The sequence below is a fragment of the Shewanella sp. MF05960 genome (assembly GCF_050849305.1).
In the GTDB taxonomy this organism is placed as follows: Bacteria; Pseudomonadota; Gammaproteobacteria; order Enterobacterales; family Shewanellaceae; genus Shewanella.
The window spans coordinates 58,700-79,975 of sequence record NZ_JBOZPS010000013.1; the positions used below are offsets into that span (position 1 = coordinate 58,700).

General features: G+C 42.8%; 19 protein-coding genes. 10 read left to right on the forward strand and 9 right to left on the reverse strand.

All coding sequences use genetic code 11. The annotated features are described in order from the left end of the window. Positions 1-115 precede the first annotated feature (115 nt). Together ACROAE_RS13845 and ACROAE_RS13850 are read left to right on the forward strand one after the other, a co-directional pair. Positions 116-1,441 (forward strand): IS4 family transposase, encoded by a 1,326-nt coding sequence (locus ACROAE_RS13845; RefSeq protein ID WP_432402706.1) that lies wholly within the window; start codon positions 116-118, stop codon positions 1,439-1,441. Between the two features lie 272 nt (positions 1,442-1,713). Beyond that, the gene (locus ACROAE_RS13850) at positions 1,714-2,130 is read left to right on the forward strand and encodes a VOC family protein (RefSeq protein ID WP_432402708.1); all 417 of its coding nucleotides are present in this window, start codon (positions 1,714-1,716) and stop codon (positions 2,128-2,130) included. A gap of 106 nt (positions 2,131-2,236) precedes the next feature. Here the strand turns inward: ACROAE_RS13850 and ACROAE_RS13855 are convergent, their stop codons facing one another. After that, positions 2,237-3,502, reverse strand: a complete 1,266-nt coding sequence (locus ACROAE_RS13855) for an MFS transporter (protein ID WP_432402710.1) — start codon at positions 3,500-3,502, stop codon at positions 2,237-2,239. Positions 3,503-3,979: 477 nt separating this feature from the next. Between ACROAE_RS13855 and ACROAE_RS13860 the strand changes: the two genes are divergently transcribed. Then, positions 3,980-4,774: a hypothetical protein gene (locus ACROAE_RS13860; RefSeq protein WP_432402712.1), complete on the forward strand. Its 795-nt coding sequence runs from the start codon at positions 3,980-3,982 to the stop codon at positions 4,772-4,774. 121 nt (positions 4,775-4,895) lie between these two features. After that, complete coding sequence (locus tag ACROAE_RS13865; RefSeq protein ID WP_432402714.1) at positions 4,896-5,270, forward strand: VOC family protein; 375 nt, start codon at positions 4,896-4,898, stop codon at positions 5,268-5,270. Between the two features lie 119 nt (positions 5,271-5,389). Here ACROAE_RS13865 and ACROAE_RS13870 read toward each other — a convergent pair whose 3' ends face one another. From ACROAE_RS13870 to ACROAE_RS13885, 4 genes are all read right to left on the reverse strand, one after another. Further along, positions 5,390-6,049 carry a nitroreductase family protein gene (locus ACROAE_RS13870; protein ID WP_432402716.1) on the reverse strand — a complete coding sequence of 220 codons (660 nt, stop codon included), beginning with the start codon at positions 6,047-6,049 and terminating at the stop codon, positions 5,390-5,392. 332 nt (positions 6,050-6,381) lie between these two features. Further along, entirely contained in the window at positions 6,382-6,936 is a 555-nt protein-coding gene (locus tag ACROAE_RS13875) for a YgjP-like metallopeptidase domain-containing protein (protein WP_432402839.1), read from the reverse strand. A gap of 206 nt (positions 6,937-7,142) precedes the next feature. Then, positions 7,143-7,580: a DUF3010 family protein gene (locus ACROAE_RS13880; protein ID WP_432402718.1), complete on the reverse strand. Its 438-nt coding sequence runs from the start codon at positions 7,578-7,580 to the stop codon at positions 7,143-7,145. Positions 7,581-7,715: 135 nt separating this feature from the next. Further along, positions 7,716-9,071: a DEAD/DEAH box helicase gene (locus tag ACROAE_RS13885; protein WP_432402720.1), complete on the reverse strand. Its 1,356-nt coding sequence runs from the start codon at positions 9,069-9,071 to the stop codon at positions 7,716-7,718. Between the two features lie 189 nt (positions 9,072-9,260). Between ACROAE_RS13885 and rssA the strand changes: the two genes are divergently transcribed. The 3 genes from rssA (at position 9,261) to nrdG (ending at position 13,010) form a co-directional block, all read left to right on the forward strand. Then, complete coding sequence (rssA, locus tag ACROAE_RS13890; RefSeq protein WP_432402722.1) at positions 9,261-10,205, forward strand: patatin-like phospholipase RssA; 945 nt, start codon at positions 9,261-9,263, stop codon at positions 10,203-10,205. A gap of 217 nt (positions 10,206-10,422) precedes the next feature. Continuing rightward, the gene (gene nrdD / locus ACROAE_RS13895) at positions 10,423-12,540 is read left to right on the forward strand and encodes an anaerobic ribonucleoside-triphosphate reductase (RefSeq protein ID WP_432402724.1); all 2,118 of its coding nucleotides are present in this window, start codon (positions 10,423-10,425) and stop codon (positions 12,538-12,540) included. Then, a complete protein-coding gene (gene nrdG / locus ACROAE_RS13900; protein ID WP_432402726.1) occupies positions 12,540-13,010 on the forward strand; it encodes an anaerobic ribonucleoside-triphosphate reductase-activating protein in 471 nt (156 codons plus the stop codon). Before nrdD ends, nrdG begins: the two co-directional genes overlap by 1 nt. Here nrdG and ACROAE_RS13905 read toward each other — a convergent pair. Continuing rightward, a complete protein-coding gene (locus tag ACROAE_RS13905) occupies positions 12,997-14,235 on the reverse strand; it encodes an NADH:flavin oxidoreductase/NADH oxidase family protein (RefSeq protein ID WP_432402728.1) in 1,239 nt (412 codons plus the stop codon). The genes nrdG and ACROAE_RS13905 overlap by 14 nt on opposite strands. Positions 14,236-14,401: 166 nt before the next feature. After that, entirely contained in the window at positions 14,402-16,852 is a 2,451-nt protein-coding gene (locus ACROAE_RS13910) for a TonB-dependent receptor (protein WP_432402730.1), read from the reverse strand. A 365-nt stretch (positions 16,853-17,217) separates the two neighbouring features. Here ACROAE_RS13910 and ACROAE_RS13915 point away from each other — a divergent pair, with 365 nt between their 5' ends. Genes ACROAE_RS13915 through ACROAE_RS13925 form a run of 3 tightly spaced genes read left to right on the forward strand, consistent with a single transcriptional unit; the run spans position 17,218 to position 19,146 of the window. Beyond that, on the forward strand, positions 17,218-17,574 hold the full coding sequence (locus ACROAE_RS13915; RefSeq protein ID WP_432402732.1) for a YibL family ribosome-associated protein: 357 nt from the start codon (positions 17,218-17,220) through the stop codon (positions 17,572-17,574). Between the two features lie 37 nt (positions 17,575-17,611). Then, positions 17,612-18,220, forward strand: coding sequence for a GTP cyclohydrolase II (gene ribA, locus ACROAE_RS13920; protein WP_432402734.1), 609 nt, complete (start codon positions 17,612-17,614; stop codon positions 18,218-18,220). A 53-nt stretch (positions 18,221-18,273) separates the two neighbouring features. Next, positions 18,274-19,146, forward strand: coding sequence for a hypothetical protein (locus ACROAE_RS13925; RefSeq protein WP_432402736.1), 873 nt, complete (start codon positions 18,274-18,276; stop codon positions 19,144-19,146). A 153-nt stretch (positions 19,147-19,299) separates the two neighbouring features. Here the strand turns inward: ACROAE_RS13925 and ACROAE_RS13930 are convergent, their stop codons facing one another. Continuing rightward, positions 19,300-19,665 carry a VF530 family DNA-binding protein gene (locus ACROAE_RS13930; protein ID WP_432402738.1) on the reverse strand — a complete coding sequence of 122 codons (366 nt, stop codon included), beginning with the start codon at positions 19,663-19,665 and terminating at the stop codon, positions 19,300-19,302. 108 nt (positions 19,666-19,773) lie between these two features. Next, positions 19,774-21,234 carry a carbon starvation CstA family protein gene (locus ACROAE_RS13935; protein ID WP_432402740.1) on the reverse strand — a complete coding sequence of 487 codons (1,461 nt, stop codon included), beginning with the start codon at positions 21,232-21,234 and terminating at the stop codon, positions 19,774-19,776. Positions 21,235-21,276: the final 42 nt, after the last annotated feature.

The window sequence follows — 21,276 nt, forward strand, 5'->3', positions numbered from 1 at the left end:
GCCTAAGTGCTTAATGCCGATCAGTTAAGAACTGAAGTTATAAAAAATATACCGATCTATTGACCGATCTTTTTAGTCTGCCAAAATCCGATAATCTTCATTATCGGATTTTTTTATGGAACTTTCAGAAGCATTAGCCCGCACTTCAATTAACCGCCTAACAGAGTTCTCATGCCTTGCTGATGTCCTTGAGCCCGATATTATTCAATCTTGCCTAGACTCTAACGGTGTTGCCACATTAAGACGACGAAAACTCCCTATGGACGCTATGGTTTGGGCTGTTATTGGTATGTCTTTATTTCGCAATGAATCCGTTCGTCAATTGATTAATAAGCTTGATATTGTCCTGCCACAAGAGGTTGATTATGTCGCAAGAAGTGCAGTCACACAGGCCAGAAAAAAACTGGGAAGTGATGTCGTTCGCGATATATTCCATCGTTCTGCCGCCACTTGGCATCAACGTGCTGAACATCCTCATTGGTGTGGTTTGAACCTATATGGCGTTGACGGTGTAGTCTGGAGGACTCCTGAAACGAAAGAGAATAGTGCGGCTTTTGCACGTACGGCAAACAAAGCGAGTGAATCAGGTTACCCTCAAGTTCGCATGGTTTGTATGATGGAACTGAGTAGTCACTTGCTTGTTGATAGTGTATTTGACAGTGTGGCTGAAAATGAAATGAATTTAGCCGCTAAGCTTATCAAAAGCGTGCCCGACAACAGCTTAACCTTGTTTGATAAAGGCTTTTACTCGCTGGGTTTATTACACGATTGGCGCGCTAAAGGCGTCAACTGCCATTGGTTATTACCGTTAAAAAAAGGCACTCAATACGAAGAAATCCGCAGTCTAGGTAAACACGATAAGCTTGTCAGGCTAAGTACAACACCCCAATCGAGAAAGAAGCGTCCTGATTTACCATTCACAATCGAAGCCAGATTAACGACTCGTCAGATAAAAGGTAAACAGGTCAGTATCCTGAGTTCAATGCTTGACCCGATGGCTTATCCTAGTGCTGAAATTGTTGATTTATATGCTCACCGCTGGGAAATAGAGCTAGGATATCGAGAGATGAAGCAGTATATGCTTGAAAGTCGATTTACGCTGAGAAGCAACCTTCCAGAGCTGATACACCAGGAGTTATGGGGGTTATTATTAGCTTATAATTTAATACGTTATAAAATGATTTTAATGGCCAAGTCGCTTAAAAGCGTATTTCCAAATCAACTGAGCTTTCGAGATGCCTCATCTCATATTATCAATCAGCTCACCAATATGCCGTTATATGCCCCAGGAAATGTCCCGAGATTTATTTTAGACATAGAGAGAAATGCTAAACAGTTTAAGCTAGAAGGTAGACGAGAAAGAAGTTATCCGAGGTGCCTAAAAGTCAGTAAAAATGGCTACCCGGTGGCAAAAAGAAAAAATGCCGCTCACCTTAAGTGAACGGCATTAGCCTAAGTGCTGCATTTTTTATGTCGGTTTTTCACACTGCCGCCATCGGCTCGGTATTAGTATCGACAAAAGCCAGAGTGCGATTTATGTTAGTGCACAAAGAACAAAGAACAAAGAACAAAGAACAAAGAACAAAGAACAAAGAACAAAGCAGACCCCAAATATAGCGGTAACTCTTGTGGGCTAACATTGTCGCAATAGCAGAACGGTTCTAGTGTGAATATTTCAATACTCGTCCCTAAAGGGCAACGTTAGGTAACACAATGAAACAGAATATTGTTCATATTGCCCTCGTGGTAAAAGATTACGATGACGCAATCGATTTTTATGTAAACAAATTAAACTTTGAGCTTATCGAAGATACTTATCAGCCGGAACAAGATAAACGCTGGGTTGTTGTCGCGCCGCCAAACTCACATGGCACTGCGATATTATTGGCTAAGGCTTCAAAGCCTGAACAACAGGATTTTATTGGTAATCAAACTGGCGGCCGTGTGTTCATCTTTTTGAATACCGATGACTTTTGGCGCGATTACAAGCGGATGAAATCGATTGGTATTCACTTTGTGCGTGAGCCGCAAGAACAAGACTACGGTACCGTTGCGGTGTTTGAAGATTTATACGGCAATTTATGGGATTTACTTCAGCTAAATCCTGATCATCCAATGGCAAAAAGGTAGGTATCAACTGATTGCTGCCTGTAACCTGTAATGCTATTTATCCATTGTTCTTGCTACAATATTATTCATACATTGTCATTTCAGATTACGGGTTTATCCGCTGCATTTATGGCCTAACATTCTCTGCATCTGCTTCTGTTCTTGGATCCATTTCATAAGCCGTTGGGCTGGCCATATCTGTCACAGCGCGAAAGCTTTCTTTGGTTTCGAGCGTTGAAGAGAGTGTGTGGCTACGGCGTCTCAATAACACGATGATAAAAAAGGTGGCGAGGCATATGCTGGTAAAGGCGTATAACCCTTGAGCACCTATTAGCCCCATAGCAAGTGATGCGATTGGTGCCCCGATGGCAGACGATAAGCCAAGTGTGATGAGCATGGCACTGCTTATTTCAACAAAGTCTTCTGAGGTCGCGTTGTCGTTAGCGTGAGCTAAGCATATCGCGTACAACGTCATACAGGTTCCTCCCCAAAAAAAGGCCGAAATAGCTGCCGGCCAGCCGCCAAAGGTACTGACAACATAGGGAAGACCGATAAATAATAATGACACAAAAGCACCGGCTAGCGCGGTAAACATCAATACACTTCGTCGATCAAAACGGTCAGATAATTTACCTAATGGCACTTGAAAGCAGGCCCCACCAAGCACGGTAGCGGATAAAAATGCGCCTAATTGAATACTGTCAAAACCATTATCTTTAGCGTAAATAGGGGCCAAAGCCCAAAATGCACCAGTAACAAACCCCGCTACTACGGCGCCAATCAGCGCGACATGAGAGTGTTTCCACACTTTGGCCATATTTAAGGTCACTTGTTTTACGACCGCGGGCGCAGATGAACGAGTCAATGATACTGGGATTATCGCAATGGATATGAATATAGCCGCTAAACCGAACAGCATGGATTCCCTTGCACTGCCCAAGTTAAACAACTGCTGACCACACATCACCATGACTAAATTTAATGTGGTGTAAATAGACAGTATTGAACCTCGATTACTTGCTGTAGATGTACCGTTTAACCAACTTTCGATAATCATATACAAGCCAGAAATCACCACTCCAATCAGGAATCGTAACAACATCCAACTATAAAACTCTGGTAATAAAGGGAATACTAATATGACCACGGAGTAGCATGTTGCGAGCACTGCAAAGCTACGTATATGGCCCACTCGCTTCAGCATGTACGGTGTTGCTAAGCAACCTGAGACAAAACCTAGAAAGTAAGCAGAACCGGTTAATGCCACTTGCGTATCGCTGAATCCTAATTCACTCGCTGCAATGGGCAGTAAAGTAAGTAATAAACCATGGCCCAGTAATAGGAAGGCATTCGATATCAGTAACGCTGAAATTGGGATTAACGCGTTTAACATGTTACTCCAAAGGCTGCTATGGCATATACACTGGTATACGGTGAGCCAATATTTGTAGTATTAAATTCAGGTTTTTCTAAGCGGATTTTAATCCTGTGTGTTGCTATGTTGATGCTATTGTTGTGCAACTCGACTATGACTAGCGAGCTAATAAGCGACTGCTACTGTTAGATGAGCTTATCAGCTTCATTAAGGTTGGAAGATTTATGCCAACTATTGGGATTGCTTTTTATTTAATATTATCAGACGATTAGTTTTTGACTATCACGATGAGATTAACTTCATAGCACCAACTCGGTAGGGATTTTATTTATATTGCACTTATATTGAGCAATATAGTCACACGCATAATGAATCATTTAAGCCAGGGAATATGAACATTGGTTATTGAAATTGAAGCTTATAGCGGCGATATTAACCAGTAGGATGGTTTATCAAAAACCTTTTATGAGTCGTTTTATGTACAGGGAAGTGAAAGTGAGAAAATCATTAATTTTATGGGTATTTTGGATATTGACTGGACCGGCTTTAGCGGGAGATAACTATAAACCACAATCAAATATTTCGTTGTTAAGGTCATTAGATGCTGGGTATATGATTATTGGTACAACGCATACAAACAATATCAATGATCTTCAATTAGTTGATATCGAAAACTTATTTTATGAACTTAATCCTTCGTTAATCCTTTTAGAGGGCGGATTTTGGCCAGATAAAGCGAGCCAGTCAGCCGCAGTTGAGTGCTGTGGTGAAATGGGTTTTATACAGTTTTTAGCGAAAAATAATAATGTCAAAGTATCAACTTGGGAAGGTGATAGTCTAAGTGAAGCTCGGTTTATCTTGGATAAATTTGATAGTGAAAGCGTGAAGATTTTTTATCTGTTAAGACAGGCTCCTCAATTATTTAACCATGCTAACCTTGCTGAGGCGACTGAGAAAATGACGTCATTATTGGGAGAGTCTGGTTTTCCTGCTCAAGAGTATCAAATCCTTTCGAAGCCACATTCAATTGAACAGCTAAACAGTATGTTATCGTCAATGGTTGGTAAAACGATTTCATGGAATGAGTTTACTACGGCTGATATTTTCGATGCTCAACTTAACACTATTGAGTTCTCGAAGTTCCAAGCAATTAAAGACCGTATAAATGAGTTTAGAGATCTTAACGCTGTGACAAAGCTTAAAACGGCACTTGCGAATAAAGAGAGAGTGATTTTCATTGGTGGACAACTGCATTTTGTTCCGGTTATGAATGCGATTATCAAACCATAATGGCATTTAGAACTACTGCTTATTAAGGTGCGATAGTCATGAAGTAACCATTATGAAGTTGTTGGTTTACAGATGTCTACCTAACCTTCATCTTACAAAAAACAATTAATTTGAGGAAGCTATGAATCTCAATCAAGTGACATTACCTGTGTCAAATATGGATAAGGCGGTGGCGTTTTATCAATTATTGGGGTTTACCTTAATCGTTGATACGCCACATTATGCGCGCTTTGAATGCCCGATGGGGCAGAGTTCGTTTTCGTTATCATTAGCGCCTGAATCGACGATGAATGGCGCGGTGATTTACTTCGAACATGCTGAGTTAGATAGCTGGGTAGATGACTTGCTAGCAAAAGGCATTGAGTTTGCTCAGTTACCCAAAGATGAAGCCTATTTATGGCGTGAGGCGATATTGTTTGACCCGAGTGGCAATAAGCTAAAGCTTTATTGGGCGGGTGAAAATCGTTTAAATCCGCCTTGGCGAGTTAATTCATAAACCGGAGCGAGCCACTACCAGAGTTTACTATAATGCGTTGTGGTTAGGTGTAATGACGTTATCGTGATGTTAATAAGGGGCTAAGCGATGTGTTGTCGCATTAACCCCATCATAATCAGTTATAACTCGATGAAGATATCTTCAAGTGCTAAACGTGCTTTAGGTAGACCGTGATTATAGTCTTCGCCATCCATGTGGTAACCCATTGCTAAGGCCACGTCACATACATAACCCTCTAATTCCTGTTCAAACTCTTTACCAATTAAGGTGGCATCGACACCTTCCATCGGGGTTGAATCAATCCCTAAACGTGCCAGTACATGCAAAGTATTACCTAAGGCTATGTAGGTTTGTGCTTTAGTCCAGTAGCCGTTATAACCACTTTCATCAGTATTTACCTCTGCAAAGGTAAACCCACCATTGAGCATATTATCAAACATCTCTGCCGGTAAATGGCCTGAGCTGACTTCGATATCCACTACTTTTTTGTACTGTTCTTTAGTAAAACGAGGATTGTAAGCAAATAAAATAATATGTGATGCCGCTTTTGCATGGTGTTGGTTAAATTGATACATGTTGGCATATGTGTCATGAAAACGCTGTTTGGCTTCATCACTTTCAATAATGATAAATTTCCATGGTTGTGCATTAATTGAAGAGGCAGATAAACGCATTGCTTCTTTTAGCACGTCCATATCTTCAACAGATATACGTTTGCTTGGGTCATATTTTTTTGCAGTATAGCGGTTGTTAAGATCTTGAATGATTTGATGAGACATGTTTTTCTCCACATTAATATTTAAGCACACACTTTGATGTTTTATAAACGAATAGTGATAGCGAACTAAAGCCTGTTGCTTTCTAAGTTGTGTGGATAATAAAGGTCATCACGCCGAATAGACATATTCATATCGTCCAATCATTATGGATAAATAGCTCCACAATAAGCTGTCTAACGACACAGCAACAAGGGTATTTATAACCAAATGTTAAGCGAAGATGTCACTCATTAGAGTTAAGTGTGCAAATAAGAGATAGGTGTTAGTGAGAGGATTATTGTTAGCAGGCAGTTGGCCTTACAAGGTGTGAAGGGGTGCTTAATACGCGAGGCTTACGCGTAAGGAGATTGCCCCGCTTCTTCGGCGACCAGCCATACCCGCATATCAAACTCATACTGGTGATAGTCTGGCAGCATAAAAGTACATAATTGATAGAAGGCCTTATTGTGGTCTTTTTCACGCAGGTGAGCGAGTTCATGCACCACCACCATTTGCAGCAGTTCAAAAGGGATGTGCTTTAAACGTGAAGATATGCGGATTTCATTTTTAGCTTTAACTTTGTTGCCCTGGCGGCGATTGACATAAGAATGCAACCCAAGTGCGTGATGGCTGACATTAATTTTTTCATCAAAAATTACTTTTGCTAATGGATCTGATTGACGCATATAAGTGTTTTTCAACTCGATGGTCATATCATACAAGGCTTTGTCAGTACGGATATCGTGCACGCGCGGGTAGCGACTTAAAAAGTGTGCGCCTAATGCATTGGTATCAACCAATTGTCGTATTTGCTCGACGATGTCAGCGCGATAACCACTCAAAAAGCGTAATGCACTAAGTTCACTTTGACGCTGTTTAATGTCGGCGCTGGTGATGAGCTTGCTCATATCTGTTTTGGGCTTTAATGCTTGACTAGCAGCGTTAAGTGGCATTTTTGGCGGAGCTTGGCGGCTTTTGGGTTTGCTGTCTGACATGAGGGCAACTTGGGTGCTAATTAAATGGTGCGAGTCATTAAATGAAATGAGCAGCGAATGATAAAGGCATGATAGTGGCGTTACTGATCAATTTGCAGTAACGCCATAATGTGACAGGCTTACGCTTTACCAAAAATAATGCGGTTATGTTGTACATAAGCCACATCGAATGCGTTTTGTTGTACACGCTTTAAGTCTAACGATTCAAAATCAACCTGCGGTGGATTACGCTTTAACTGTTCTTTAATGGCAACAGGTGAAATAAGGTGTACTGGAAGGTCAGTGATTTGAATTGACGCTTCAAGTTTAAAGCTGGTCGCACTGCCAGCAAACTTTCCTTTTTGTTCACGCTCAATAATCACAATTTGATCGACTCGGTAATCTTCCATCAACTTATGAAAAGCAAAGTGAAATTCACGGATAGATTCTGTTTCGCTAGAGTTTGATACGCTAAATGAGATTTTACGGCATGCTGGCACGTTATAGGTTTCACCTTCATAGGTCAGCATACTGATAATGGCTTCGCCGCCTTTTAATTCTACACCACAAATTTTCATGTTAATCCTTACTGTTTTGTACTGCACGTAGGCGTATAGCGAACGTGTCGTTATGCATTGAGTTGCACAAATGGTGATGCGCAACCCTTAATGTTGTTTACTTAAAAGACGTTTATTATCCCAAGTTTAAGATAGTTAGTCTTCTGAGCTGTTGTCTTCTTCAATAATTTGAATGGGTTTGGCTTTACGGCGCATTGGCGCATCACCTACGTCAACACCGGTAATAAAGCGTTTATCACGCTTAGGTGCTGCTTTGGCCTTTTTCGCCACTTTTGCTTTACCGCTCACCGCATCACGAGGTTGTACGCTGTCCGCTTTGCCTGTGGTAGGTTTGTCTTTTAGGCCACTGAACTTAGCTTTCATGCCTTCAATGACAGTCAGATCAAAGTTTTTACGTAAAAATAGCTGCACTTTTTTAAAGCTGTCCCAATCTTTAGGGCCAACAAATGATATCGCATCACCTTTAGCACCAGCACGGCCAGTACGACCGATACGGTGTACGTATTCTTCAGCAAATTTTGGCATGTCAAAGTTAATCACTAATGACACGTTGACTAAATCAAGACCGCGAGACGCGACGTCAGTAGTAACCAATATTTGTGACTGTCCCCGAGCAAACTTGTCCATAATCTGATTACGTGCAGATTGCTTTAAGTCACCGCTCAATGCAGAGGTGGCAAAACCTTCTGCAGCTAATAATGTTGCTAAACGGTCGGTATCAGAGCGTGTTGCAGTAAACACAATCACTTGCTTGTGTTGTTCTTGCTTCAGAATATGCTGCAGCAATGCTTGTTTATGGTCTAAATGGTCTACCAAAATAATGCGCTGTTCAATGTCTTTATGCTCAGAATAAGACTCACCAATGGCCACATGGCTCGGTGATTTAAGCAACGTAGCAGCAATTTCGTTAATGCTGTCGTGATCTAGCGTGGCAGAGAACATCAACGTTTGTCGACGCTTATGATCGGCAGCATCGTTAATGGCTTTTAACTGCGGCGCAAAACCTAAGTCGAGCATACGGTCTGCTTCATCAAGTACCAGCAGCTCAAGCCCATTTAAAAAGAGGTGACGTTGCTGTAAGTGATCGGCAATACGACCTGGCGTAGCGACAATAAAATGCGGATCGCGAGCCAATGCTTTAGCCTGGTCGTTAAAGTTTTCGCCGCCTAATACACTGATTGCTTTGTATTGGGTGTTGGCCACCAATAAACGCAGTTGACCATATACTTGTTGAGCTAATTCGCGAGTGGGTAACAATACCAATACGCGTGGGTCTTTTTTAGACAAGGCGCGAGTCGAGATAACGCGTTGCATAGCGGGTAATAAAAACGCTAAGGTTTTACCTGAACCCGTTTTAGACGAGGCCATTAAATCTTTACCAGATAAGGCAATGGGCAGTGCTTGCGCTTGAACATCGGTAGGCGTGGTAATGCCAAGGTGCTTTAAACTGTCAAGCAGACGCTTGTCCAATTGAAAATCGGTAAATTGCAAAGGTAAATCCCCTAAAAAATGATAGCCACGGATTATAGCGGTTTCACTGTGCTATAGCCAACAAGAGTCGCTTTGGTTATGCTATTTTTTGACATCACTCATTTAGGTTGAAATTTTGATTTTGAACATCAACAAGTGATTCAATGAGTAATGACGTGTGAATAAATTCCTCGCTTGAAAGGATTAACGATGACAAAGCTGACTGTAGGATTAGCATTAGGCAGCGGCGCCGCAAAAGGGTGGGCGCATATTGGGGTCTTAAAAGGCTTAGCCGCATTAGATATTTATCCAGATAAAATAGCCGGTTGCTCTGTGGGCGCATTAGTGGGCGCGGCATACGCAAATGATCATTTAGCCGAACTTGAAACCTGGGTGAGCGGTTTCTCTAGTTGGGATGTGCTCGGATTAATGGATTTAGGTTGGCGTAAAGGCGGCTTAATCAGTGGTGAAAAAGTGTTTGATGTTTTAGCGGGCCGTATTGGCGATCTTAACATTGAACAGCTCAAGCGGCCCTTTGCCGCAGTGGCGACTGATTTATATTCTGGTCAGGAAATTTGGTTTAGAGAAGGAGATTTACGCCATGCCGTGCGAGCATCGTGCTCGATGCCGGGTTTTTTACCACCAGTACAACAAGACCACCGCTGGTTAGTCGACGGTGCGGTGGTTAATCCTGTGCCGGTGTCTTTGTGCCGTGCCATGGGCGTCGATATTGTTATTGCAGTTGACTTAAATGGTCATCGCCGCGGCCATATGCACATGTTGCCTGAACAAGTCAAAAGCCGCGTGCCTAAACCTTCTGAACCGATAGAAGAGAAAAAGCAGTTAGAATCAGGCTTTATGGATTTGTGGGGCAAAGGCAAAGATTATATGAGCGGCTTGACCGATAAATTTTCGCTCGGAGGAGGCAAGTCTCATCCAGGAATGATCGCGGTGATGTCACAGTCGATGGACATTTTAGAGCAGCGCCATAAACGGTCTCGTTTAATGGGTGAGCCACCAGATATTTGCATCGTGCCTGAAGTGTTTGATATTGGCACAATGGAGTTTCATCGTGCTAAAGAAGCCATTAAAGCGGGTGAGGCCGCGGTACACGATATTGCCCATTTACTTAAAGCAACGTTAGCAGGACATTAATTTCTTACAGCAGGCCACAGGTAGTGAGGTGGCCTGCCTCTCGCCAATTTAGTGTTTGACTACCTCGCTTAATGTTATACCCATCAGTCTGCTTTCTTATGATCTGGATCAAAGAAGCTTCGCCCAATATAGCGCCTAATACACAGCATATAGTGTTTATTGATACTGCTGCGCCGATATATGGTGTTTGTTGCGGCATTCTGAAAAGGTGGATTGTATGCTTGTTGTGGTGAAAAGGGACGGATGCCGTACTGCGTTTGACGCAAGTCGTATTAAAGATGCGGTAGTGGCTGCAATGGATTCTGCGGGGCAAGCAGATCACAAATATGCACTTGAATTGGCTGAAACGGTACAAGCGCAAATGGCTGATAAAGCCCAGGTAGATATTCATGACTTACAAGATGCCGTTGAAGTCTTGTTAATGTCGGGTCCATTCAAATCTGTTGCGCGCCATTACATTGAATATCGCCATGATCGCGATAAACACCGTGAAGCACAAAGTAAATTAAATTGCGCTATTCGTGGCTTAGTTGAACAGTCTGACAGTGCCATTTTAAACGAAAATGCCAATAAAGACGCCAAGGTGATTCCCACTCAACGTGACTTGTTAGCCGGAATTGTGGCTAAGCATTACGCCAAAACGCATTTGCTCCCAAAAGATGTGGTCGCCGCCCATGAAAAAGGCGAAATCCATTATCACGATTTAGACTACGCGCCATTTTTCCCGATGTTTAACTGTATGTTGATTGATTTAGCAGGCATGTTAACTCATGGCTTTAAAATGGGTAATGCTGAAATTGACACGCCTAAATCCATTTCGACTGCGACAGCGGTCACGGCGCAAATTATTGCCCAGGTGGCGAGCCATATTTATGGTGGCACAACCATTAATCGCATCGATGAAGTGTTAGCTGAGTTTGTGCAAAAAAGTTATCAAAAACACCTTGCAGTGGCGAAAAAGTGGCAAGTAGCCGATGAAGAAGGTTTTGCGATGACGCAAACCGAGAAAGAATGTCACGATGCCTTCCAGTCTTTAGAGTATGAGGTCAACACCTTACATACCGCTAACGGACAAACACCCTTTGTGACCTTTGGCTTTGGATTAGGGACCTCATGGGAATCGCGGTTAATCCAACAATCGATGCTCACAGTGCGCATGGCTGGCCTTGGAAAAAACCGCAAAACAGCAGTGTTCCCTAAATTGGTATTTGCGATTAAAGATGGCGTTAACCATAAAGCAACTGACATTAATTACGGCATTAAAAAAATGGCGCTCACATGTTCAAGTATGCGCATGTACCCCGATATTTTAAATTATGAGCAAGTGGTCAAAGTCACCGGTTCGTTTAAAACTCCAATGGGTTGTCGCTCCTTTTTAGGCGCCTATGAAGAAAACGGGCAACTGGTGCATGAAGGGCGTAACAACCTCGGCGTGGTGAGCTTAAACTTACCGCGTATTGCCTTAGAGGCAGATAACGATGAGCAACGTTTTTATCAGTTACTTGAAAAACGTTTATTAATCGCTCGTAAAGCGCTCGATACCCGTATTGCCCGTTTAGAAGGCGTTAAAGCCCGTGTTGCACCGATTTTATATATGGAAGGTGCGTGTGGCGTTCGCTTAAAAGCGGATGATGATGTCAGTGAAATTTTTAAAAATGGCCGCGCGTCTATTTCATTAGGCTTTATTGGTTTGCACGAAACCATCAATGCCATTTATGGTGCTGATAAACATGTGTTTGATGATGCTGCACTTCGCGATAAAGCGGTGGCGATTATCAGTAAGCTCAAGCAAGCTACCGAATCCTGGAAACAAGAAACCGGTTATGGTTTTAGCCTATACAGCACCCCAAGCGAAAATCTATGCAGCCGTTTTTGTCAGCTTGATACCGCACAATTTGGCGTCGTTGCGGGCGTGACCGATAAAGGCTATTACACTAATAGCTTCCATTTAGATGTTGAGAAAAAAGTTAACCCGTTCGATAAAATTGATTTTGAACAGCCTTATCCGGCAATCGCTAATGGTGGGTTTATTTGCTACGGCGAATACCCCAATATGCAACATAACATTGAAGCATTAGAAAACGTGTGGGATTACAGTTACAACCGAGTGCCTTATTACGGCACCAATACTCCCATTGATGAATGTTATGATTGCGGCTTTATTGGTGAGTTTAATTGTACCAGCAAAGGTTTTGTTTGCCCCAAGTGTGGCAACCATGAGCCGAGCCGTGTGTCGGTGACTCGCCGGGTATGTGGCTATTTAGGCAGCCCAGATGCAAGACCATTTAATTTTGGTAAACAAGAAGAAGTTAAACGCAGAGTGAAACATTTGTAATGCATTACAGTGCTTATCACAGTGTTGATGTAGTCAATGGCGAGGGCACCCGCTGTACGTTATTTGTCAGTGGGTGTGAACATGCGTGTAAAGGGTGTTATAACCAAAACACCTGGCGACCTGATGCTGGCCACCTATATATTCAAGCGCTTGAAGATCAAATTATTGCAGATTTAAATGATAACCGCATAAAGCGTCGAGGCTTAACGTTGAGCGGTGGCGATCCACTGCATCCTGTTAATGTTGAAACCATACTCCAATTAGTTAAACGGGTTAGGCAAGAATGTCCAGACAAAGACATTTGGCTGTGGAGCGGTTATCAGCTTGATGAGTTAAGCGAGGCGCAACAAGCTGTGGTTGCACTTGTTGATGTATTGATTGACGGTAAGTTTGAGCAAGAAAATGCTGATCCCGCGCTATTGTGGCGCGGAAGCAGTAATCAGATTGTGCATCGATTTACCCGTGAGTGATCCCGAGCATCTTGCGATAACGTTTTGTCCGTTGTTTGGTTTTAAATTGATCGACCAATAAACTCCACACTGGTGAATCATCGGTTTGTGGTGTGTGTCCCTGGCTCATACGTCTTAATTGACGTTTAATGATGGCCATCGTCGCTAATCCCGCCAACGGCTTACTTTGCCAGTCGACTCTCGGTAACTCTGGCGTAAAGTCGGGCTGAGTTTGCCAGGTGTTTACTAAGCTAGGGTAAAATGCCAGTGCACTGGCAATGCCACATAATGCAAAGCCTGCATCGAGCACTTGTTCGGCAACGGCTTTACGCCGAATGCCTCCGGTTAACATTAATGGAATGGGCGAACTTGCCACTAATTGGCTGGTTAAACTGAGAAAATAAGCTTCGCGGGCGAGGGTTCGTTCGTCTGCACTTCTGCCTTGCATGGCCGGTGCTTCATAACTGCCGCCAGATAATTCCACCATATCAACCTGATATTGCGCCAGCATAGCAATGACTTTTTCGGCATCGTCAATATCAAAACCGCCTCGTTGAAAGTCAGCTGAATTAAGCTTAACTGCGATATCAAATTTATCTCCGCAGCGCAGCCTGACTTGCTTAACCACTTCAAGCAGTAACTTTGATCTATTTTCAAGACTGCCGCCCCATTCATCGCTGCGCTTGTTAGTGAGCGGTGACAAAAATTGTGCGAGTAAATAACCGTGGGCAGCATGGATTTGCACACCATCAAAGCCTGCTTGTTGGGCCAAACTCGCTGTGGTCACAAAGCGGTTAATCACATCATAAATATCATCATGAGTCATGGCTTTAGGCTGTGAAAACATCGATGAATGCTTGCCTAAATCTAATGCGATAGCCGACGGCGCTAGGTTTTTACCGCCCATGGCTTTAAACACTTGTCTGCCAGGGTGGTTTATTTGCATCCACACTCGGGCCTGTTTTTGCTTAGCAATGCTGGCCCACTGTGTAAATGGCGCTATATCACTATCGGCCTCTAACGCGACGCCACCAGGACCTGTCATGGCATAACGGTCAACCATGACATTACCGGTAATCATTAAACCCACGCCACCTTTTGCCCACGCATCGTAAAGTGCAAGCAGCGCGCTATCAGGTTGTTGTTTTGCATTGGCAAGATTTTCTTCCATGGCGGCTTTGGCAACACGGTTAGGGATGATGCCACCGTTAGGCAAGGTATATGAGTTAACTAAACTGTCGGCCATTAAATATTGTCCTTAATGAAGGGGAGTAGATTATCCCTCTTTATTGATTAACCTGAGTTCAGGTTGATTAATGCCCGTCATCATAAAGTAATACCCCCATAAACAAAAACACTGCCAAGCACGGTCACGTGCTGGCAGTGTGTTGTGTTGTGTTGAGTGGTGTTGATTAGATACGGTAGGTTACCGTTAACTTAGCGTTACGTTCTTCGCCAGGTAAACCGCCTAGGAACATGGCTTTGTCGTAATATGACTTGTTAAGTAAGTTATTAATATTGAGCTGAATTTTATACCGTTCAACATCATAGCTGATGGCCGTGTCAAATACGGTGTAACTTGGCACATAACCGTCTGGAATACCAAATGAGCTTGAGTTGGTGCTGCGTTCACCGACATATTCAGCCCCTAAGCTTACCGATACTGGCGCGGGTAAACTCAGTTCTGCTGCATAAGTCACCCAGGCACTTGCTGTAAGGTATGGCACGCCTTTCTGGTGTTGACCATAATCACTGCTATTAGGATCTTGATTGTCGCGAGCATCTTGGTAAACGCCATTAACGTTCACTTTCCACTGTTCATTTAAATTGGCATTTAAATCGAGCTCGACGCCTTTAGTATCTTCACTGCCGTCGTAAAAATAAGGGTCTATTGTAGAGGTTACCGCACTGCTGTCGTAGTCAGGGTTACTGTAGGCAATATTAGTCCGTGATGATTTAAAAAAGACTAATGAGGCTAATAGTTGATCATCAAACGCTTTGAAACGCACGCCTAAGTCATTACTGACCGATTCTGAGTCTTCGCGGTCGGCTTCATTGCCGGTAACATCGCCCAACACACTGTAGGCTGTACGACCTTTAGAGTGATTAACGAAAATTGAAACATCATCCGTTGGCATATACGTTAAGCCAAGATTGAAGGTAATTCCGTTATCTGTTGTGTCCGCTTCTGGTTGTGGCTCAGCTAAGCTTGAGCTGTAACGGGAATCAACACCGAGATGTTCATAGGTTTGCTTAATTTCATTAAATGCCACCCCAATACGGCTGGTAAAGCCAGCACCAAGGTATCCGACATGTTGTACGCCTAACCCCCATGCGGTGACGGTTTTATTGTAATTACTGGTCAGTAATGGATCGTAATCTTCAAATTCGCCTTCGGCCCAGTTGGGGTTACGAATATCGTAAATGTATGGCAGGGTACCTTGGTAAGATACATCGCCATTGCTGTCTTTTAATACGTAATCGGCATCCCAAATTGAGTATTGTTTGAAGCGAATTGTGCGGTCTTCAAAGTTAGCATTAATCAGTAGTTCGTTTTCGATATTGCCAATGTCAAAGTCGTAACGTAAGTCAGCAAAGTATTGCCAAGATTGTTCATCGGCAGAAACTTTACGATACTCCTGACGGCGAGCGGCGTAAGGATATAACACTTCATCTTCAACTAACGGCGCGCGTGGGTCTTGGTTAATGATGCCATTTCGTTCCCAATACACGTAGTTATACGCGCCAGTTTGGCGAGCAAAACTGGTTTCATAATTTCGGTATTGCAATTGTTGGTTTAAAAACAGGTTATCGGTTAAGTAAATGTTGTGAGTCAGTTTGAAACGTAACTCTTCACCTTCGTTATCTTTTGCCATTGGTGAAATTAAGCCATTGTGACCAAAATCGTAAGGTGTTTCACCATCTGATGCACTCAGTGAATTAGCCAGTTGTTGACGCTGCTCATCGGTAAGCTGCACGCCACTGCTGGTAGGGTCATTAACCAAATCTTGCCAACTTACCTTGTCTGCCGTTTTACCATCAACAGAAGCCGCATTATAAATCCGGATTGGGTGGCCAATGGAATCTACGGGAATAGAATCGTTTATGTAAGCGGTAGACAGCATGAGGTTTTGATTGTCGTTCAACACAAACTTTAGCGAGCCGTAGACTTCGTCGCGGTCGGTTCCTAAATCGCGGTATCCGTCACTGCGAGCACTTTTGGCTACCACACGATAGGCGACATCGTCAGTGACAGCACCTGTGCTATCAGCCATAAATGAATATGTGTCCCATTGACCCACTTCAGCTTCCATAACATGCTTACTGACAAACTCTGGCTTCTTTTCTATTAAATTCATTACGCCGCCAGCGCTTCCCATTCCGTACAATCCGGTTGCAGGGCCTTTTAACACTTCAACTGAACTGACATTAGTGAGCGAACGGGTAGGGTTAAAGGTGTTGCCAAGTCCTGCGCCACCATACATGCCGTCATAGGTGTAGTTTGCTCCTAGGCCTCGAATGACGAGGTTGTCACCAATACCGTAGTTATTACCCGCTTGGGTCACACCACTGATATTACGAATTAAATCTTGCATGTTACTGACGCCTTGGGCATCGATTAATGCTTCGTCAACAATCACTACCGCAGCGGGGGTTTCCATCAGCGACATATCTGATTTCGTTGCAAGGCCAGAATTCATTACCACTTGGTTTTGGCGACCATATACGGTAATGCGTTCATAATCCTCAGATGATGCTTGAGTTGGAGTATTTGATTCTGTTGGCGTTGAGTCTTGAGCATAAACAGGAAATAAAACACTTTGGCAGGCAATAGCCAGTAGCGAGAGTCTTAGCGATGTCATAACGGATACCTTTGATGGAATTGCTGCGAATGATAATGATTATCATAAAGATTGCAATGAGGTTTACACATAAATGTGATAAAAACGTTTGCGAGAACGCGAGACTGCACAATGTTTATCCGGTTTGGTTGTAGAATAAGCACTGGATAAATAAAAAGGGTGTTTTAGGGCGTTGCCTTTTTTTTAAAATCATTGTTTAACATGACACTTGAGAGGCATAAAGTTGTTGGCTGATTCATATATGCAGTGTTTGGTTGTCGCATATTAGGTGGGTTTGGGTATATAATCTGCATCCGAAAAGGTGTTGTGAGGTATACAACTAAGTAGCCTATTCAATAACACACCAAAGTATTTAAGGTAACCAAATGAATTTAAAGCAAGAACTGCAAACATTAAATGATAAGTTAGACAAGTTTCGTCGTAAATTAGCAGCGGCTGAACAACGTGGTGATGCCACGGTTATCATGCAGTTTAAGAAAGAGATCGCCACTGTAACTAAGCGTATTGCCAGCACTAAAGGCCAGCAAACTCGTGAGTTAAGTAAAGAAGGCACAGCGTTAAAAACACTTGGCTTCAAGCGTTCATTAACGAAAGCTGAACAAGCTGATATGGGCAAATTGAATAAGTCTGTAAAAGGTCTGATTGTGGTGCATCCAATGACGGCATTAGGCCGCGAAATGGGCATTAAAGAAGTGACTGGTTTTGCCCCTGCTAAGTTTTAATATTTTCTTTTACAGTTAGTTGTCGTAAGGTTAATTCATGTCGATAAAATATATCGCAACATCTAAATTACCCACTCCTTGGGGTGTTTTTGACATGCACGGTTTTGAAGAAACCGCGACAGGTAAAGAACACGTTGCATTGACATTTGGTCAACTTGATCCCACTCAAGCTATGTTAGGTCGTATTCATTCTGAGTGCTTAACAGGGGATGCATTATTCAGCTTGCGCTGTGATTGTGGTTTTCAATTACAGGCTGCGATGCAGAACATTGCAGAAAAAGGTCAAGGCTTTTTGCTGTACCTTCGCCAAGAAGGTCGTGGTATTGGTTTGTTGAATAAAATCCGTGCTTACGAATTACAAGATGCCGGTGCCAATACCGTTGAAGCCAATGAGCGTTTAGGCTTTGAAGCCGATATGCGTAAGTACGACATGATTTTACCTATGCTAAAAAAAATTGGCGTAGAAAAAGTCAGCCTAATGACCAATAATCCGCGTAAAGTCATGGCGATGCAAAATGCAGGTATTGAAGTCTCTGAACGTATTCCACTGCAAGTGGGTAAAAATCGGTACAACGAGTCATATTTGAAGACCAAATCAACTGAACTTGGTCATATGATGTCTGAATACCATTTCAACGACGAATAAGCAGATCGAACAATAACGATATGGTGATAAATCAAAGGCGACATCATAGTCTTGTGGGTTTATCATCGTGTCGTTTTTTACGTTCAGCTTGGCTTGTTTCTGCACTCGTTTTACCTTCCATCTTGACGACTCATCATGCTGCTGCCGCAGAAGAGATAACCTCCGAACCCGATGCTTCACACTACGCTTTCGCCAATTATTTAGGCAGCGGTATTTATCGCACCTCTGGGCAAAGTGCGGCTGTGGTGAATATTCCTTTAGGCTTTGATCTTGAAGAGTCTGACGATCATCTGTTGAAATTACGCTTAACGGCATCATTTGGTTTTTTTGATTATTCTTTTAATGACTTGCCTGGTGGTAGTTTTCCTAAAAGCGTCGGTACGCTAACTCTGACTCCTGGTATTGAATATCATTGGCTGGTGGACGACCAATTGACGTTAGAGTCTTACGTGGATTTGGGATACGGTCATAACTTTTCGACCCATAGTCATGTGGGTATTTACTCTACTGGCTTGTCGAGCCTGTATCGTTTCGGCTCCGCTGAATACAGCCCTGTGTGGGTTAATCGTCTTTACTATGCAGGTTATAAGAGCAATCAAAACGACAGCACTGAAGGTTATTCGGTGCTAAAAACAGGTATTGATTTTGCCTTGAATTACGATTGGCAATGGGATGATATTCGGGTTGAACCGAGAGTGTTTGTTGCAGGGCACTGGTACTTTAACCAACTTAAGTTTGTCACGCCAGTCGGTGAAAATGTCCTAACGTCATACACTTATGAAATCGGCTCGACTTTGGCTTTCTCTAAACCGATTAATTTTTCGGCTATTGGCTTAGACAGTGTTGAAATTGATCATATCGGGTTAAGTTATCAAGTCGGCGGCGGTTTAAAAGTATGGCGCTTGATTTTTGAATTCCCGTTATAGACTATTTAAACGGGTGATGGGCGTTACATTATTTAAAGTGTAATTAATTACACTTTAAATATTTACACTGTAAGAGTGTGCATTTAAAAGACATCAATAGCCGAAACGTAAACAAAAAAAGTGCTGAATATTCAGCACTTTTTTGTTTATCTATTATCCGTTGCCCCAAATGTTGGCATTGACAGGCTTACCCGGTGTATCGGTTGATTTGCTGGTTGGCGATTTAACCGTTTGAGGCTTTTTAGCCGCAGCATGTTGAGGCTTAGACGCGGACCTGCGAGAGTCATCTTTAGGTGGCGGTAAAGGTAACTTGTTTACTCTAAGGTACAAGTATTCAACTTTGTCACGTGCCCACTGTGTTTTGCGTAAAAACTTTAAACTCGATTTTACACTCGGATTGTCTTTAAAACACTGGATGTTGATCCTCGAGCCGAGTTCTTCCCAACCGTATTTTTCAACCAGTTCGGTAACAATAGTTTCCAGCTTTATGCCGTGAAGTGGGTTGTTTGCTTGTGTCATGGGCCGTGAGAGCTAATTAAATTTGCCAATATTATACCCACATTGCTGCCAAAGTGATATCAATGCAAAACGGCAGTCGAGGCTGCCGTTTTGCTGATGATGTAAGTATTACTGTTCGTTGGCTAAATTGATGCTGTCTTCATCGTCTGAATCAATATCACCTTTACCTTTGGTTTTAATAATAATCAGTGCCGCAATAATCGCTGTGGTTACCATGCCAGCAACCGTTGATACTGTCATGGGTAAGCCTGCTCCTAACGTTGATGAGTTAAGCATAAAACTTATTACCACACAGGTCATAAACATTGCCGGAACCGTACATATCCAGTGGAATTTATTATGGCGCAGCAAGTATGCTGCAGCGGTCCACAGCATTAACACTGCCGTGGTTTGGTTAGCGACACCAAAGTAGCGCCAGATAATACCGAAGTCGACTTGGGTTAATATTGCACCGATGGCAAACAATGGTAGCGCTAGCACTAGGCGTTTAGGCAGTGCAACTTGTTTGATGTTAAAGAACTCAGCCAAGATTAAGCGAGCAGAGCGGAACGCGGTATCACCAGAAGTGATAGGCAGTACAATGACACCGAGGATAGCTAAGAAACCACCAAATGCGCCAAGTAACCCATTTGATGCTTCGTATACTACGTTTGCAGGGTTGCCTGCCATACCCGCATTAAGGCCTTCAACACCACCAAAGAATGACAATGCAATAGCACACCAAATCAGTGCGATAACACCCTCACCAATCATGGCACCAAAAAACACAAAGCGACCGTTTGATTCGTTTTCAACACAACGCGCCATTAATGGAGATTGCGTAGCATGGAATCCTGATACTGCACCACACGCGATGGTGATGAACAGCGCAGGCCATAATGGCATATCGTTAGGATTAAGGTTAGTGAAGAAGTCACCCATTTCAAAACCAGGTAGCATGGTGTGTTCAGTTGACAGCATTAATGCGATGGTTAAGCCAAGAGACATAAACACTAACAGTGCGCCAAAGAAAGGGTAAAAACGGCCAATGATTTTGTCGATGGGTACGATGGTAGCAATAAGGTAGTAGCAGAAAATAATGCCGACAAATATGGTTACATCAAACCCGGTTAATTTACTGAGTAAGCCTGCTGGCGCAGAGATAAATACCACACCGACGAGTAATAATAAGATAATCGCAAACAGGTTCATAAAGTGTTTTGCGTTTTTACCTAAATATTTACCGGCTAGGTTAGGCACTGATTGGCCGTTATTACGAACCGACAACATACCTGAAAAGTAATCGTGTACAGCACCTGCAAATATACAACCCAACACAATCCATAACATGGCGGCTGGACCATATAACGCCCCTAAAATGGGGCCAAAAATAGGGCCCACGCCAGCAATGTTCAATAATTGAATTAAATAGACTTTACCTTTAGACATAGGCACAAAATCGACACCATCAGTCTGAGTAAAAGCAGGTGTTTGTCGTTGAGTGTTAATGCCGAATACTTTTTCGACAAAAGCCCCGTAAATAAAATACCCACCAATGAGTAAACCAACACAGAGTAGAAACCAAGTCATTTTATATCTCCCCATAAATATAGTAAGACAAGGTTAATGCAT